Annotated in this window: 12 protein-coding genes, 2 tRNA genes and 2 pseudogenes; 8 read left to right on the top strand and 8 right to left on the bottom strand. The window is 38.7% G+C overall.

Going from position 1 to position 14,947, the window contains the following annotated elements:
* The first annotated feature begins 57 nt into the window (after nucleotides 1–57).
* The 3 genes from E4N80_RS07875 to E4N80_RS07885 all read left to right on the top strand — a co-directional run bounded on the left by E4N80_RS07875 (nucleotide 58) and on the right by E4N80_RS07885 (nucleotide 907).
* The gene (locus E4N80_RS07875; protein ID WP_253698665.1) at nucleotides 58–687 is read left to right on the top strand and encodes a hypothetical protein; all 630 of its coding nucleotides are present in this window, start codon (nucleotides 58–60) and stop codon (nucleotides 685–687) included.
* A gap of 60 nt (nucleotides 688–747) precedes the next feature.
* Nucleotides 748–820, top strand: a tRNA-Pro gene (locus E4N80_RS07880).
* 13 nt (nucleotides 821–833) lie between these two features.
* Nucleotides 834–907 (top strand) — tRNA-Arg (locus E4N80_RS07885).
* Between the two features lie 201 nt (nucleotides 908–1,108).
* On the opposite strand, the gene E4N80_RS07890 is transcribed toward E4N80_RS07885, so the two are convergent.
* Nucleotides 1,109–2,650 carry a sigma-54-dependent Fis family transcriptional regulator gene (locus tag E4N80_RS07890; protein ID WP_253698667.1) on the bottom strand — a complete coding sequence of 514 codons (1,542 nt, stop codon included), beginning with the start codon at nucleotides 2,648–2,650 and terminating at the stop codon, nucleotides 1,109–1,111.
* Between the two features lie 494 nt (nucleotides 2,651–3,144).
* Between E4N80_RS07890 and E4N80_RS07895 the strand changes: the two are divergent.
* Nucleotides 3,145–3,533: pseudogene (locus E4N80_RS07895) on the top strand (nuclease/transposase family protein).
* Nucleotides 3,534–3,764: 231 nt separating this feature from the next.
* On the opposite strand, the gene E4N80_RS07900 reads toward E4N80_RS07895, so the two are convergent.
* The 6 genes and pseudogenes from E4N80_RS07900 to E4N80_RS07925 form a co-directional block, all read right to left on the bottom strand.
* Nucleotides 3,765–4,067, bottom strand: a complete 303-nt coding sequence (locus tag E4N80_RS07900) for a hypothetical protein (RefSeq protein WP_253698670.1) — start codon at nucleotides 4,065–4,067, stop codon at nucleotides 3,765–3,767.
* 139 nt (nucleotides 4,068–4,206) lie between these two features.
* Nucleotides 4,207–4,386 (bottom strand): annotated as a pseudogene (locus tag E4N80_RS07905) (SUMF1/EgtB/PvdO family nonheme iron enzyme); the annotation flags it as partial.
* A gap of 190 nt (nucleotides 4,387–4,576) precedes the next feature.
* Nucleotides 4,577–5,572, bottom strand: a complete 996-nt coding sequence (locus E4N80_RS07910) for a formylglycine-generating enzyme family protein (RefSeq protein ID WP_253698671.1) — start codon at nucleotides 5,570–5,572, stop codon at nucleotides 4,577–4,579.
* Between the two features lie 370 nt (nucleotides 5,573–5,942).
* Nucleotides 5,943–8,042 carry a methyl-accepting chemotaxis protein gene (locus E4N80_RS07915; protein ID WP_253698672.1) on the bottom strand — a complete coding sequence of 700 codons (2,100 nt, stop codon included), beginning with the start codon at nucleotides 8,040–8,042 and terminating at the stop codon, nucleotides 5,943–5,945.
* A 100-nt stretch (nucleotides 8,043–8,142) separates the two neighbouring features.
* Complete coding sequence (rdgB, locus tag E4N80_RS07920; protein WP_253698674.1) at nucleotides 8,143–8,727, bottom strand: RdgB/HAM1 family non-canonical purine NTP pyrophosphatase; 585 nt, start codon at nucleotides 8,725–8,727, stop codon at nucleotides 8,143–8,145.
* Nucleotides 8,657–9,670, bottom strand: a complete 1,014-nt coding sequence (locus E4N80_RS07925; protein WP_253698676.1) for a nucleoside-triphosphatase — start codon at nucleotides 9,668–9,670, stop codon at nucleotides 8,657–8,659. Before E4N80_RS07925 ends, rdgB begins: the two co-directional genes overlap by 71 nt.
* Nucleotides 9,671–9,918: 248 nt before the next feature.
* Here E4N80_RS07925 and E4N80_RS07930 point away from each other — a divergent pair, with 248 nt between their 5' ends.
* Entirely contained in the window at nucleotides 9,919–10,794 is an 876-nt protein-coding gene (locus E4N80_RS07930) for a DUF2225 domain-containing protein (protein ID WP_253698678.1), read from the top strand.
* A complete protein-coding gene (gene truA / locus E4N80_RS07935; RefSeq protein ID WP_253698680.1) occupies nucleotides 10,794–11,600 on the top strand; it encodes a tRNA pseudouridine(38-40) synthase TruA in 807 nt (268 codons plus the stop codon). Before E4N80_RS07930 ends, truA begins: the two co-directional genes overlap by 1 nt.
* Nucleotides 11,601–11,612: 12 nt before the next feature.
* Here truA and E4N80_RS07940 read toward each other — a convergent pair whose 3' ends face one another.
* Nucleotides 11,613–12,305: a PrsW family intramembrane metalloprotease gene (locus E4N80_RS07940; protein ID WP_253698681.1), complete on the bottom strand. Its 693-nt coding sequence runs from the start codon at nucleotides 12,303–12,305 to the stop codon at nucleotides 11,613–11,615.
* A gap of 92 nt (nucleotides 12,306–12,397) precedes the next feature.
* Here E4N80_RS07940 and E4N80_RS07945 point away from each other — a divergent pair, with 92 nt between their 5' ends.
* The gene (locus E4N80_RS07945) at nucleotides 12,398–13,153 is read left to right on the top strand and encodes an SIR2 family NAD-dependent protein deacylase (RefSeq protein ID WP_253698682.1); all 756 of its coding nucleotides are present in this window, start codon (nucleotides 12,398–12,400) and stop codon (nucleotides 13,151–13,153) included.
* A gap of 306 nt (nucleotides 13,154–13,459) precedes the next feature.
* The gene (locus E4N80_RS07950) at nucleotides 13,460–14,941 is read left to right on the top strand and encodes an HDOD domain-containing protein (protein WP_253698683.1); all 1,482 of its coding nucleotides are present in this window, start codon (nucleotides 13,460–13,462) and stop codon (nucleotides 14,939–14,941) included.
* Nucleotides 14,942–14,947 lie beyond the last annotated feature (6 nt).

Raw genomic sequence — 14,947 nt, forward strand, 5'->3', positions numbered from 1 at the left:
ATACTCGAATACAATATAAGTATTTATAATACAATTTTACTCATTTGGAGGAATTTTATGAACAGAAAGCTACTTTTTGTTTGTCTTGTTTTTGCGTTGGTTTTTACAGGTATGCTGACAGCAAAATCGACCGGTATAAATTTGGAAGTCGGAGGGGCTTATAACAACCACCAGCTGCACACTATTGGAAAAGATTATGATGACGACTATTTTAAATACCATAACATAAGCTCACAAAATTTAGGAGGCTTCAATATAGGTATATCCTACCCGCTTCCCAAAAACTGGGCTGTCTTTGCAAACACGACCTTTACCTTTAACAATACATTTGTAAACGATACAATGCTCGGGGTAGGCTATATATTTAAACCCGGAAAAGGTTTTGAGCTTTTATTAGGCGGAGCTTTTGCATTCGGCGGTTTCGCTTTTAACAAAACCAAAAGTAAACCTAAAGTAACATATAGTTACTTTAATATAGGCGGAGGAATAAATTTTACAGCTTCTTTTATGTTCACAGGAAAATTCGGAATGTATGCAGGAGCCTCGGCAATATATTATAAACCGGTAGCAGGAAATATATCAACAAAAATCGGTAACTCCACCAGTTCAGCAGGTATCAAATCCAGCTCACTACCGGATATGGCAAAATCGATAAATATAAAACTTGGATTAAAAATCAAATTATAAAAACCTTTGCCCCAAGGTCTTGACATTCATTCCTGTTTTGCGTATTATGTTCACTCGCATCGGGATGTAGCCTAGGGGCTAAGGCGTCTGGTTTGGGACCAGAAGATCGGGGGTTCAAATCCCTCCATCCCGATCCTTAAAACCTTGGGATCGTAGCTCATCAGGATAGAGCAACTGCCTTCTAAGCAGTAGGTAGGGGGTTCGAGTCCCTCCGGTCCCGCTAAAAGCCGATTAAGTAGTCTTGTACATTAACAAGATAACTTAATCGGCTTTTTTATAATACGAGCCTCTAAAAACATCAGTTTTTAGAGGGTTTCCTTAATCTTACTTGCGATGTTTTTCATAAGTCATTGAATATATAAAGACTTATGAAAAACTCGTCGGGTATCTATAAAAATCCAACAAGGTTTTTATAGATACCCTAATATTTAATTCCCAGTTTTTTCATCTTGCTTTGAAGGGTTCCCGGTTTTAGGTTTAAAAGAGCAGCCGCTCCGTCTTTGCCGTAAATTTTTCCGTTTGAGGCTGAAAGAGCTTTTTGAATAATCTCGGTTTGAGCTTCATCAAAAGGTTTAATATCTTCAGGCAAAATCTTATCTTTTTCGGCCTCCTTATTTACGGCAGGCTTTAGGGGCTTTTTTTTCGCAGCGTTTGAAATGTAGAATTCTCTTGTTCCCGGCACCAAGTGTTCGGCAGGGATTTCTCCGCCCTGCGAAAGAATTGCAGCCCGCTCTACAACGTTTTTAAGCTCGCGGACATTTCCATGCCAAGGCATAGATATAAGTTTTTCGATTGCAGCCATAGAAAGGCTTGTGTTTTCAAAACCCTTCCTTTTGCGTATATCCGAAATAAAATGCTCGGCTAAAAGAGCCGTATCGTCATCGCGTTCTCTCAAGGGCGGGAGCCTTAGCGGGAAAACATCCAGCCTGTAAAGCAGGTCTTCACGGAAGCGCCCCATCGAAACAGCCTCGGCCAAATCGACATTGGTTGCAGCTATTATTCTCACATCCACAGAAACGGGTTTTTCCCCGCCGACTCGCTCGAATTTTCCGTCTTGAAGAACACGCAAAAGTTTTGGCTGTAAATCAAAGGGCAAGTCCCCCACCTCGTCCAAAAAGAGGGTGCCGCCGTCGGCAAGTTCAAACCGCCCCTTCCGCAAGGCCGCAGCCCCCGAAAAGGCACCTTTCTCATGCCCGAAAATTTCACTTTCAGCAAGGCTCTGCACAAGGGCAGAACAGTTTACGGGCACAAAGGGTTTTTCGGCCCTGTTGGAAAGTCTGTGAATGGTGCGGGCTGCCTGTTCTTTTCCCGTTCCCGTTTCTCCCGAAATTAAAACCGGCACATCAGAGGCCGCAACAAGCTTTATCGAATCTAAAACCGTAGTCCAAGCCCGGGAAGAACCGACCATATCCTTAAAAACATTTGTCGAAGCGGTGAGCAAAACATTTCTTTCGAGAAGGAGGCTTTCGGTTCTTTGAATAAGGGATTGGGATGCATCCGTTTGGACCATAGCAATCGAAATAAGTTTTGAAATTGTAGATATAAAACGGACGATTTCAGGCGTAAAGCGGGAACACATACTGTGATCCAAGGTCATCATTCCGATAGCCTTATCCCCTATGTAAAGGGGGGCAACCAAACAAGAATGATTGTCGGGCAGCTTCATTATTTCGTCATAGGTATCGACATGGGGAATGTTTTCATCAAACAAAAAAGCCTTTCTTTCATCTAAAATTCGGGCGATATCTTTGCGCATATTTAAGTTAATTGTAAAATCGTCCAGTAATTTTGAAGAAAGCGGGCCTATGGCCTTTCTTACCTTTAAAACATTTTTATCCTCAAAGCCCATCACAACGGCAAGCTCATAATCGACCAGTTCTCTTAAAGCCTCAAGAATAAGCTCCAATGCCTGCTCGGCAGAGATGGGATTGGTTTTATTTAAAACGGATATAGCCTTGTTCATACCCTGCGATTATACCCGCATTATAAATCTTTGTCAAAAGGAGTTAGGGGGAATATTTTGATTTCAAGCAGGTTTCTTAATTCTGTTATACCACACTTACTGCAATTTTGTAAGGGCAGTTTTTTTATTTAACCGCAGCGAGCGCAAAGCGTTGAGCTCACGCTCAACTTCGCAAATGAATTTTTTTTCTAATTTACTATTTTTTTCAAATAATTCCTACAAATATAATGGGGAGGGAAAATATGAAAAAATTAGGAGAAAATAAATGGTAAAAAGATTTGAAGATTTAACATTTACAAAACTCCCGAAGTAGGAACCACCGCCATCCATGGCGAACTTTTAACATCTTATCCTATAACTTATCTTTGCGTAGACAACCTTTAAATTTCGCTCAGAACTTTTGTTTCCTAACTCAACCAACGGATTGCCAGAAACTTTGTAACAATTCGGGATTCCAAAGGACTGCAAGTCCTTTGGCAGTGCGAGGAAAAGAGATGGGGTCAAAGGGGAAGGGAAAAACCACCGCTCTGAACGGGGGGTGTCCTTTCCCCTTTCAAAGGTTATAATAAACGCAGAGGCCTTTGATAACACTGAAGACAAAGATTTAAAAGAATTTTTAGAATACCTTAAAACAGGTAAAACAAAGAGCGAATTTACAAGGAGGATAGAAGAAGTGATACAAACAATAAAAGAAAACGAACAAGCAAGACAAGAATATAGATTAATGTCAACTTTTGAGATGGATGCTAGGTATAAAGGTTTTACGGAAGGTTTAAAGCAAAAATCAATAGAGACAGCACAACTTATGAAAATGGAAAAATGTGATAATAATTTTATTATGAGAATTACAGGCCTTCCCGAAGAAGAGATTGAGAAACTGTAGATTAGGGGAGGAAAGAAACTTTTTCGGATAAAAGTTTCTTTCCTCCCCTATGACCCCTCCTATCTTCAAAAGAACCGCTTAGGGGCTCCGCCCCTAAGAACCCCTCGTCTTTACAAAGGCGAGGATAATTTAACCGCAAGGGGCAAATGTAAAATCGGCAGTTTCGAGCCTGTAATTCATAAGGACAAAATTGCTCTGATAAACCTATATGATTAAAACAGTACTGTATCTCTATAACTTATTTAATTCATTTAACGGAGCCAGTAAATAATCATTTCTTATTATCATCACATCTTCATTATGAGTATTATTACATTCTTTACGAAGTGGAACTATGTATATGGTTTTACTTTTCAATTTACCATCTTTATCACATTTGTACACATGTGATCCGCATTTATTATCATCATCAAGCTTATTATCGCAATTAGCATTTGAACAATATGCAGGACAGTTTTTTCCTGTATATTGTTCCCATTTTTCAATCATAGATTCTTTCTGTGCTTTACGATTCCAATTTTTAACATAAGTCATTTTAATTTTTCTCCTTTAATCATTTTCTTCTAAACCGCCCTATGGACGGTTTAAAAAGTTAAATAGTTAATGCAGCACCGCCACGGACGGCGGTGGTTCTATTCTTGCGAGTTTTTTGCGAAGCAAAAATACTCGAAGCTTAAAAATGTACACGGATGTACATTTTTAAGCGGCTCAAGGGCCGACAAGCCAAGCGGAAGCCAAGATTGTTGTTCCTGTTGTCAGGACTGTTGTTGTTCCGTTTGCCTACAGTGCAGTTGTTCGCGTTGTTGTTCCAGCTGCCGCCGCGTTTAACACGGTTAGAGCCTGACGCGGCACCTTATAAGGTCCATACCGTTTTTTAGCCAAAAAATTTTCGAGCCGCTAAAGCGGCTGACATAGTGCAGGTTAATCATTATTTTCAAAAATTTACTGCACCACACCACACATTTTGCCTGTTCGGTTTCACCGCTTCGGGCGGCTTACGCTGCGCCCTCAGCTGCTCAACCTCTCCGGCAAAATGTGTGAACTCAAGGCCGACAAGCCAAGCGGAAGCCAAGATAGTTGCCCCTGCCGACAGGACTGCCGATGTTCCGTGAGCCCACAGTGCAGCTGTACGCGCTGCTGCGCCAGCTACCGCCGCGAGTAACACGGATAGAGCCTGACGCGGGCCCTGCATAGTCCGCTCCCGGCGAAGCCGGCAAAGCGTCATACCAATCCCACAACCATTCCCACACATTTCCCGACATGTCATATAAACCGTAACCGTTAGGATCCTTCTTCTTTACCTCATGGGTTTTAGATCCGCTGTTTGAACCGTACCAAGCATAGTTTTTAAGTTCAGCCTCGGTATTTGTTCCTGCCCATTTATCATCAGTCCCTCCCTTGGCTGCCCATTCCCATTCCGCCTCCGTTGGAAGTCTAAAGCCCTTTTTATTTATATCTAGCTCTGCCTTATCCCAATCTGCATTATTACTGTCAGGAATTTGATCAAAGCTAAGAGCAGCAAAATCAACGGGGTTTCCTCCAACATTTACCGTATAGCAGGGTTCAAGATTTAGTTTTATACTGAGTTTATTACAAAAAGCTATTGCTTGATACCAGTTTACATTTTCTACAGGACGCTTTCCCTGTGTTTCGCCTACAGCAGGTTCTCTGCCGGAGCTTCCATCAAAATGGCTGGGATTATTGCCCATCACTGCCTGCCACAGCTCCTGCGTTACTTCTGTCTCCCCTATAAGATAGGCACTTAAACTTACGGTATGCGGCTGGTTAATAGAGTAATCATTATGTCCCAACTGGGCATTCACGGCAGCTATTCCTTTCATGGTAAATTCGACTGAACCTACAGTATATGTCTTATCAACAGGAGTATTAGGAGTTACTTCAGAAGATTCACCTCCGCCGGATTTTCCCTGACCTGTAGGACAACCGGTCAATAAGAGCCCCGCCAACAACAACAATGCAGTAATAGATACTGCCCGATTTAAGACCTTAGTCTTCAGTTTGGAATTAGTGTTTTTCATAGCTAATCCCTCCTTACAAAATAATTTAATTTATACAAAAAACTGCAAAGCCGAATAAATTCAGCCCTGCGGTCTTTAAATTGAGAAAAATAAATATTAGAAGCTTTGATTAGAGATATTTTACTTAATAGAGAAAATGGGGGAAGGTAAACATGGGCTAACATTTTTCAACTCATTCCTATTTTGTAAATATCGGGAAAGAGAAAATTGTAAATCGTTACAAAGTTTCGTTCTCATGGTTTAATTATAGCACAAAATATTGAAAAACTCAAGGTATCGTAATATCAATTTTATTCAATTTACAATATAAAACCTCTAAAAACTTCAGTTTTTAGAGGTTTCATTTGATTTTAATGTGAAATGCTTTTTCTTAAATCTTAAACTTTTTAACCTCATCTGCCAGGTTTTCAATGCTTATCTTATTTTTTTGAGTAATCTCGTTTACTTCCTGTACAGCATTGTTTATCTCGATAACGCCCGCAGCCATTTCGTTCATTCCGTCGGTAATAACCCGTGTAAGGCCGTCCAGCTTTTGCATTTCTTCGGCTGTTTGCTCTCCGCCTTTTAACATTTCGGCAGAACCTTCTTTTACTTCTACCGTTACGGCATTGATGTCGCGGATAGCGGTAAGCACTTCTTTACTGCCGTTTTCCTGTTCCCTCATCGCTTCGGTTAAACTATTACTCATCGTCTTTACTTCTTCGGAAAGCGAGAAGATGATATTAAACTTTTCTTCAACGGTTTTGGAAGAAGACGATAAAACTTCAATTTCGTTGCTAAAAGTTTTTAATACGGCGGTAATGGTCTTACCTTGAGCAGCGGAGTCTTCCGCAAGTTTTCTTATTTCATCGGCGACGACTGCAAAACCTTTTCCGGCTTCACCTGCATGGGCGGCTTCGATTGCGGCATTCATCGCTAGGAGGTTTGTCTGGCTTGCAATGTGCTGAATAACACTTGAAGCTTCCAAAAGGCTGCCCGATTCTTCGGCTATTTTTTGCGTAATCGTATTCGAGTTTAACACTGTATCTTTTCCGTCTGCGGTTGCAGTTGCGAGATTTTTGATGGCATCGTCGCTTTTTTCAAGAGTTTGAGTAATTGAGCCGATGTTTGCAACCATCTCTTCCACCGAAGCAGAAGAACGGGCGACACTTGCTGCCTGAAGTTCTATTCTATCATCAAGTTTTTTTATCGTATTGATAATTTCTTCGACGGTTGCCGATGTCTGACCGACGCTCGCTGCCTGCGTAATAGCTTGCTGCTTAATACCTTCAACATTTGCACTTATTTGGTTTACTGCACTTGCAGTCTCCGTCATGTTGCCTGCAAGCTCTTCACCTATGCTCTGCATTGTTCCGGCATTTAAATCAACGGATTTGATAGACAGACGTATTTTTTCGATTGTTTCGTTAAAATATTCCGAAAGCTGCGTAACCTCATCGTTTCCAATAAGAGGAAGCTGAACGGTTAGGTCTCCTTCGCCTTGAGCAATATCCCTAAGAACATTCACGGCAGTCTTCACAGGACCTACCATTTTTGTAGCAATAATAAACGCAATAATTATTGTTACAAGCAGTATTAAGATAACGGACATTATGATTGCATTGGTCAGCGTATTCAGTGAAATTAAGAATTCGTTTACCGGAGCCCGTATAACAACAGTCCATCCGCTTCTTGCCATTTTTGCATAAGCAGCAATATTTTTTTCTCCGTCAAGCGTATAATAACCGGCTCCCGGATCTTTTTCTTCCAAAGCCTTCTTTTGAAATTCCGCTACGGATCGCAATTCGGCATCATTTTCCGCAAGTTTTTGATAATTGATAAAACCGGAAACAAGCTCGTTATCTCTATGAGCAATAATGGTACCGTCTTTACTCAGCATATAACAGTAACCTGTTTTACCGATAAGAATATCTTTAATATCTTCCGACAAAATAAGTCCTTGAAGCCCCGCACATATAACCCCGGAAATCTCATCGTCTTTGTTATAAAGCGGTAAAGAAAAAACTACGTGAATCTTACCGGTGTCAGGAGAAAGATATGGTTCCGAAATAAAATAGTTTCCTTCAAGAGCCGTCTTATACCAATGTCTGTCTGCAACCGAAACTACTCTGCCGTCCATATAATACGTATTGCCGTTTAAATCGCATATATTTAAAAAAGCACCGTCGCTGTCTGCAGCGAATTCTTCTTGCAGACGTGCGGATTTTTGAGGGTATGACAAACTGTCGTCATTTAAATCGGTAATACGAGCGACGCCTCTTAAATACTCAAAATCTACATCTATTACGCTTTCGACAAGAGCTGCAATATCGGCAGCCTTGTCCGTTAACCTCTCTTCGGCATCTCTAATCATTGCCTTTCTAAAAGTATACCATGATATGGAGCCCTGTATAACTCCGCCCAACATAATCAATAACCCGAAAACAATCAATAATTTTTTCCGTATTGAGAAATGTTTTTTATTTTTCATATTACCTCTATATCTAATCCAATATTTTATATGATTTAAATATATACAAAAATATAAAATATATCAATATGTCCAAAATTTCTTATTAAAAAAATAGTTGTTAAAAACTTTCTATAAATTTTGAAATTGAAAAAAGAGCCCTGCCCCTATGAGAAATGGAATTTTTTTGTTCAGAAGTCAGTTCGGCAAATGTTTTGCCAAACTTTTCTACAAAGAATATGGGATCGTAGCCGAAGCCGCCCGAGCCTGAGGGAGATTCGGTTATATACCCCTCACATGTTTCCTGCACCGAATAAAAACGGTTTTCATCCAAAAGAAAAACCATACAACAAGCAAAACGGGCACTGCGGTCTTTTACCCCTTTTAATTCTGCAAGCACCTTGTTAATACCGGCCTCAGCCGAAACATGTTCTCCGTCAGGGGAACCGTAGCGGGCGGAATGAATACCGGGAGCTCCATTTAAAAAGTCGACACAGAGACCGGAATCATCTGCAAGAACCGGAGCTTCTACAATATCGTAAAGAGCCTTTGCCTTTATCATAGCATTTTCAAAAAAAGTACTTCCCGTTTCTTCAGGATCAAATTCTATGCTCTCATCTTTAGGCAGTACAATTTTATGAGACGGAAGAAGCTCCTGCACTTCCCTTTTTTTGTTTACATTTCCCGATGCCAGATATATTTTCATGCTGCTGAGTATACCAAATTTTTAAACTCTTGGCAATATTTTTGTCGATTGTGCCTTTATATACATTTATATATCTTCCTATATCGGTACTGCTTGGAGCCTTTAGCTGCCTTCTATTTAATCTTTTTGTTTTATCCCACAAATGACGGTTATGTTTTAGTGAAAAACAAATCTTCTTAAACTGACTTCGTGTATTATAAGTATGAAGTAAAAGGTATTTAAAAAGTTGAGCCTTTACATAATACCTGTTTCTATTACCGACACAATAATTTATTTTTTCATAACGGTTAAAACAATTAGACTTTAAATCATGAAGAATAGAACATAGAAACCATGCATCCATTTTAATTTCGGCTGCTATTTTATCGATTAAATCATCATCAAGAAAAAAGCAAGCCTTGCACGCAAGCAAAAAAATTCTTCTATGATTACAAGGCATACTAAAATAAAGCTCTCTCATATGCATCGATTCTTTTGCCGGATTTTTTTTATCCTTTAAACCTAAATCCTCTGTTTTTACATCGCAGTATGCCGGTTCAGACTCAGCTACATAAAAATTAAAATTTTCATCTAAATCATACTCTCCCATAAGATACTCCCATCTTGCTCCTTCTTGATCGGCAAGAACGGTATCATTTATCTCATGTCTTACGGTTTTGCATTTAAAAGTTAAATAATAAAAACGAATATGATTTGTTAAATAAGTATAAAAACTTGACAGTGAAGAATTATAATTTTCCAAAATTCTAGGAAGTTTATAATAAAACTTGAGTAAAAAATCACTGCGTAAATCTTCATCCGCAAAATACACACCAAAGCTTTCCAAATTTACATAAATCATCTCAAAGATAGACATTAAAACTTCTTGTCTGCTTGCCGAATTTGTCTTATTGATATTAAAGACCTTGACAAATTCCTCTCCTTTTTCTAAACTGAAATTCACTTTTTTATCTCCTTTAACTTTAATTATATGTTTAATGGAAGCAAAAAGAGTGCAAAACAACAGTTTTAAAAAGCTTATTAATTTGGATGTTTTTTAGTTTTTATAACCTCCTAAAAATGAGTTTTTCATTTTTTTTATAAGAACTCAAAAAATTATCAATAAAAAAATGAGATTTTCCATAAAAAGACTGATTTTATCGGTCTTCAAAATGCAAAAAATGCCGATAATCAAAAGCGGAGAAGAAAATTATGATAAGAAAACAAGCAGAAAAGGAATCCCGTACAGGAAGTATAACTTTTTACTCAAAAGAACAAATACAGTGCCCCGTGTGTAGTACAAAATTTAAACGAGAAGAATTACATTCCGGCGGCGGGCGTCTGATAGCAGGAGACCTTACCGATGAGTTACGCAGGCTTTATGAACCGTCAGCAAAATACGGAGAAATATTCCCTACAGTATACAATTTAACGGTATGTCACAAATGTCTTTATACGGCCTTTCCGCAAGATTTTTCAATTCCCTCCCGTCCTGTTATCGAAAAGCTTTTTGAAAATACCGAAACAAGATATGAAGCAGTAAAAGGTCTTTTCCATAATGTTGATTTTACAAAATCCCGCGGTTTAAATGAAGGAGCAGCCTCTTATTACCTTGCCATGTTATGTTACGAGCTTTTTGAAGAAAAATTTTCTCCCACAATAAAGCAGGCCATATGTGCCATAAGAGCGGCATGGCTCTTTGACGAGCTGGGGAAAAAATATCCTGAAGAAAACTATAAATATGTTTCAGACCTATTTTATAAAAAGACAACCTTTCTTTACCGCCGAGCCCTTGAGTTGGAATCGACCGGAAAAGAAATAATAGCAGGCTTAAAATCGTTCGGTCCTGATGTAGATAAAAACTACGGCTATGACGGTATAATCTATCTTTCAGCCCTCCTTGAATATAAGTACGGCCAAAAGCTCGATATGGAAATGCGCTTAAAACGCTTGGATTATCACAAATTTGCCCTTGCAAAAATGTTCGGTTTAGGAAAATCAAGTAAAAATAAGCCGGGACCGATTTTGGAAGCGGCAAGAAGCCTTTACGACACTCTCAAGGTAGAACTGAAGGATGTAGAAGATTAATGGAAATCTTCCAGAATCAAAAAAATATCCTCCTTACCCTCTCCTATGACGGTACGAATTTTTGCGGATGGCAAAAACAAACCAAGGAAGGAACTGAAACCTTCCGGACGGTTCAAGGTGAATTGGAAAAAGCCCTAGCCAAAATTCATAAACATCCTATAGAAACAAACGGCTCAGGACGTACGGATTCAGGAGTTCATGCAGCCCGCCAAGCCGTAAACTTTTTTAGCGATATAAAAAGCATGAAGGCCTCAAATTTTTTACCTGCCCTTAACTCAATCCTGCCTAAGGATATAAGGGTTATTGATGCAGCCGAAGTGTCCCCCCTCCTGCATGCGCGCTTTAATGCTCTTTCAAGAACCTACCGCTATAAGATCAAATGCGGCAAAATAATATTTGCACACGAGCAGCCCTATACTTGGCACATAAGAAGATACCCCGACATAGCCGCCTTAAACGAAATGGCCTCCTGCCTTTCAGGAGAATTGGATTGTACCGCTTTTTCTGCAGCCGGAGATCAAAGTATAAGTAAATCACGCTATATCAAAAAGGCAGTCTTTTTTATCGAAAACGATTATCTTATTTTTGAAATTTGTGCAAATGCCTTTTTGTGGAAGATGGTACGCTCAATAGTAGGAACTCTTTTGCATTTAGACGAAATCGGAGCTTCCAAAAAAGATTTTAAAGATATCTTAGAATCAAAGATGAGGGAAAAGGCAGGCCCCACAGCTCCGCCCCAAGGCCTTTTTTTATGGTCTATAGAATATCCTAAAGACCTGCTTAAAACACCGCCGGACAGTTTTTAATAGAAAGCAAAGCTAATTACTCTTAAAGCGGTCATATCTGCTTACCGCATTAGAAATAACAAAAAACACAATAACTATTCCGAAGATTACAAAATAAGAACCTATGGAGAAAAACATATTATAAAGGCCATGTATACCCCAAGTAAAAAGAAAAGGCTTTATAATCTTCCCCGTCTTTTTAACCATACTTATTTCAAGATAATATACACCCAAACATGCATGTAAGATATTTGAAGTAAATGTCCTAAGCCAAATTGCTTCAGGATAGCGTATTGCATAAGCAAGATTTTCAAAAGAGGCAAAAATTAAGCCGTAAAAAACCGATAAAAGCATCAGAATCCTTATGTTCGCCCTTGTTTGGGCCGGAGTAATCTCATCCATATTTTTCATCTTATCCGCCCAAAGCAATTTTACAAAAATAGAAAAAAGCAGGGCCTTAACGGTTTCTTCCGGCAGAGAAGAATGAATAAAACAGTCAAAAAGAATACCGTAAGCATATCCTGTAGTTTTTAAAAAATTCTGAGACAAAAAATATACGATAGTCTGCATTAAAATTGAAATAAGGACTGCAAAAAATGAAAACAAAAAAATATATAATAATGGTTTAAGCGATAAATTTTCTTTTCTTATAATAATAAAAGCCCAAATAATTGAAAGTGCAAAAGAAAGAAACATGAGTGCTGCAATCTGCATATTTGTAAGCATACATTGAAAAAGAATTAAATTCAAGGGGTTTATCGGCAAGGTCTTTATTTTGAGAGAAAAATGCCTTATAATATTTATATGGGGTTAAAACTATGGATAAAGAAAAAAATGATTATGACAAACTTTTTTTGGAAATTACAAAAGCAAAACACCTCGTCGCCTTTACGGGGGCCGGAATAAGCACCTTGGCCGGAATCAAGGACTTTAGGGGAAAGGACGGCCTTTATAAACAGCCGAATACCGAAAAAATGTTCGATATAGACGTCTTTTATAGGGATCCTTCGGTTTATTACGGAATGGCAAAAGAATTTATCTACGGATTGGAAGAAAAGCAGCCGGCAATCGTGCATACCGTTCTTGCCGCCCTTGAAAAAAGAGGCATCTTAAAAGCCGTAATAACCCAAAACATTGATTTACTCCACCAAAAGGCGGGAAGCAAAAATGTAATTGAGGTACACGGTTCCCCATCGGTTCACTATTGTATAAGCTGCTCCTACACCGAAACCTTTGAGGAAACCGCAAAAACAGCTAAAACCGGAGCCGTGCCGCTATGCCCTAAGTGCGGAAGCCCGATAAAACCGGCAATAACTTTTTTTGGAGAAGCCCTTCCTCAAAAAGCCCTGATGCAGGCAGAAACGGAAGCTTCTAAGTCGGATTTTATGCTGGTTCTAGGTACAAGCCTTTTGGTCTATCCTGCAGCGGCTCTTCCGGCCTATACTTTAAGAAACGGAGGTAAAATAGCGATAGTAAACAATCAGCCTACTCAATTTGACTCCTATACGGACCTTTTATTTGAAGATTTGGAAGAAACTTTTGAAAAAATAGAAAAAAAATTACAAAATTTATAATTTTTTTCTAAATTCACTTGACAAAAAAGTAAGAATATGGTAACTTATGTTTAGGCACAAACAGCGAGTAATTATCCTAAATTACCCGCGTAAAGCGTTCATAAAAGTATTTATATGTGAATGGTTTATACTCTATTTTAATCGCCCCGGTCCGCATACTCCCGGGGCGATTTTTTTTATATCTATATTATAAAACAAACATTTAAGATTTAAGGCCTTAATGCCGATAAACAAATCGAGAAAGATTTACAATAAATTGCTAAAGGGGTATTTATTTTTTTTTATTTATGTGTTAGGATGTGTCTCATGGAAAAAGATAAAAGAATAATCGTTGATTCAGAAAAAATTGAAACGGCCATACGTTTGGGTGTTCCTATCGCTATAACTTCGTATACTTTACCCAAGGAAACTGAAGTTTATATCACGGATGTTATTTCAGAATTTTTAAAGCAGCTGCATTGTAGCGATATTACAGACTATATCGTATATTACACAAATGAACTCACAACAAACGCGAAAAAAGCCAATACAAAAAGAGTCTATTTTAAAGAAAGAGGCTTAGATATCTCGAACGCCGAAGACTATGACCAGGGAATGAAGGATTTTAAAGAAGATACAATCTCAAACATGGATCATTATCTGGAACTTCAAAAAAAAGCCGGTCTTTATATCAAAATGGCCCTTCAACTTAAAAATGACAATATAGTCCTTGAAGTAAGCAATAACTCAGCCCTAACCCGCCAAGAATTTAAGAGAATTTTTGACAAAATAGTCAGAGCAAGACAATTTTCATCATTGGATGAGGCCTTTACTCAAGTCTTGGATAATACCGAAGGAGCCGGTTTGGGCCTTGTAATCATGGTTCTAATGCTCAAAAAAATGGGTCTGGATGAAAAGGCCTATACAATCGATGTCTTAGACGGAGTAACGGTAAACCGTGTTGTTATTCCACTTAAATTGGAACTAAAAAAAGAGGCTGTACCTCTTACAAAGGCCATTGTAGAATATATCAACGAAATACCGCAATTCCCCGAAAATATTATGCAGATACAAAGGGCTATTAACGATCCGGAATCAAAGATGCAAAAAATTGCCCAACTTATAAGCAGCGATATAGGATTGGCAACAGACCTTCTAAAACACGTAAACTCCGTGGCTTTCGGTCTTTCAAAACCCTGTATGAACATTGTTGAAGCCGTTAAGTTCGTTGGCTTGAGAGGTATACAAAACCTGCTTTACTCCATGGGAACTATCAAAATATTGGAAACAACGGAAAAAGAGCAAAAGGAAATTTGGGAAAATGCTTACAGGCTGGCCTTTTTCTCCTTAAATGTTGCAAAACTTACCGGCAAACGCACTATAGTTGATGATGCATATATTTGCGGTCTTCTCCATGACCTTGGAAAGATTATCCTTGGTTCAATGTACCCTGAGCTGCTTGTAAAACTGGCAGAAATTCAAGCTGAAAGGAACATACCGCCTCAGGTTATGGACATGATTATGAGCGGAATGGCTCAAGCAGAAATAGGAGCCACCCTTGCAGAAAAGTGGAACTTCCCCGAACCCATAGTAGTAACAATAAGATATCAGGATAATTTTGAAAATGCACCCGAAGAACATCGAGAATTGGTTGAAAGCGTTTGCTTTGCAGACTTTATGCTTAATTTTTCACAAGGGAAAATAGATTACTACCAGGTTCCCGAAGCCTTGCTAAAAAGATTCAAAATAAAGTCGGAAGAACAACTTAAAAAACTCTGTGAACGCTTTGAATTTGCTTTTTCAAAGTAAGAATTG

This window comes from Treponema denticola (assembly GCF_024181605.1).
GTDB lineage: Bacteria > Spirochaetota > Spirochaetia > Treponematales > Treponemataceae > Treponema_B > Treponema_B denticola_B.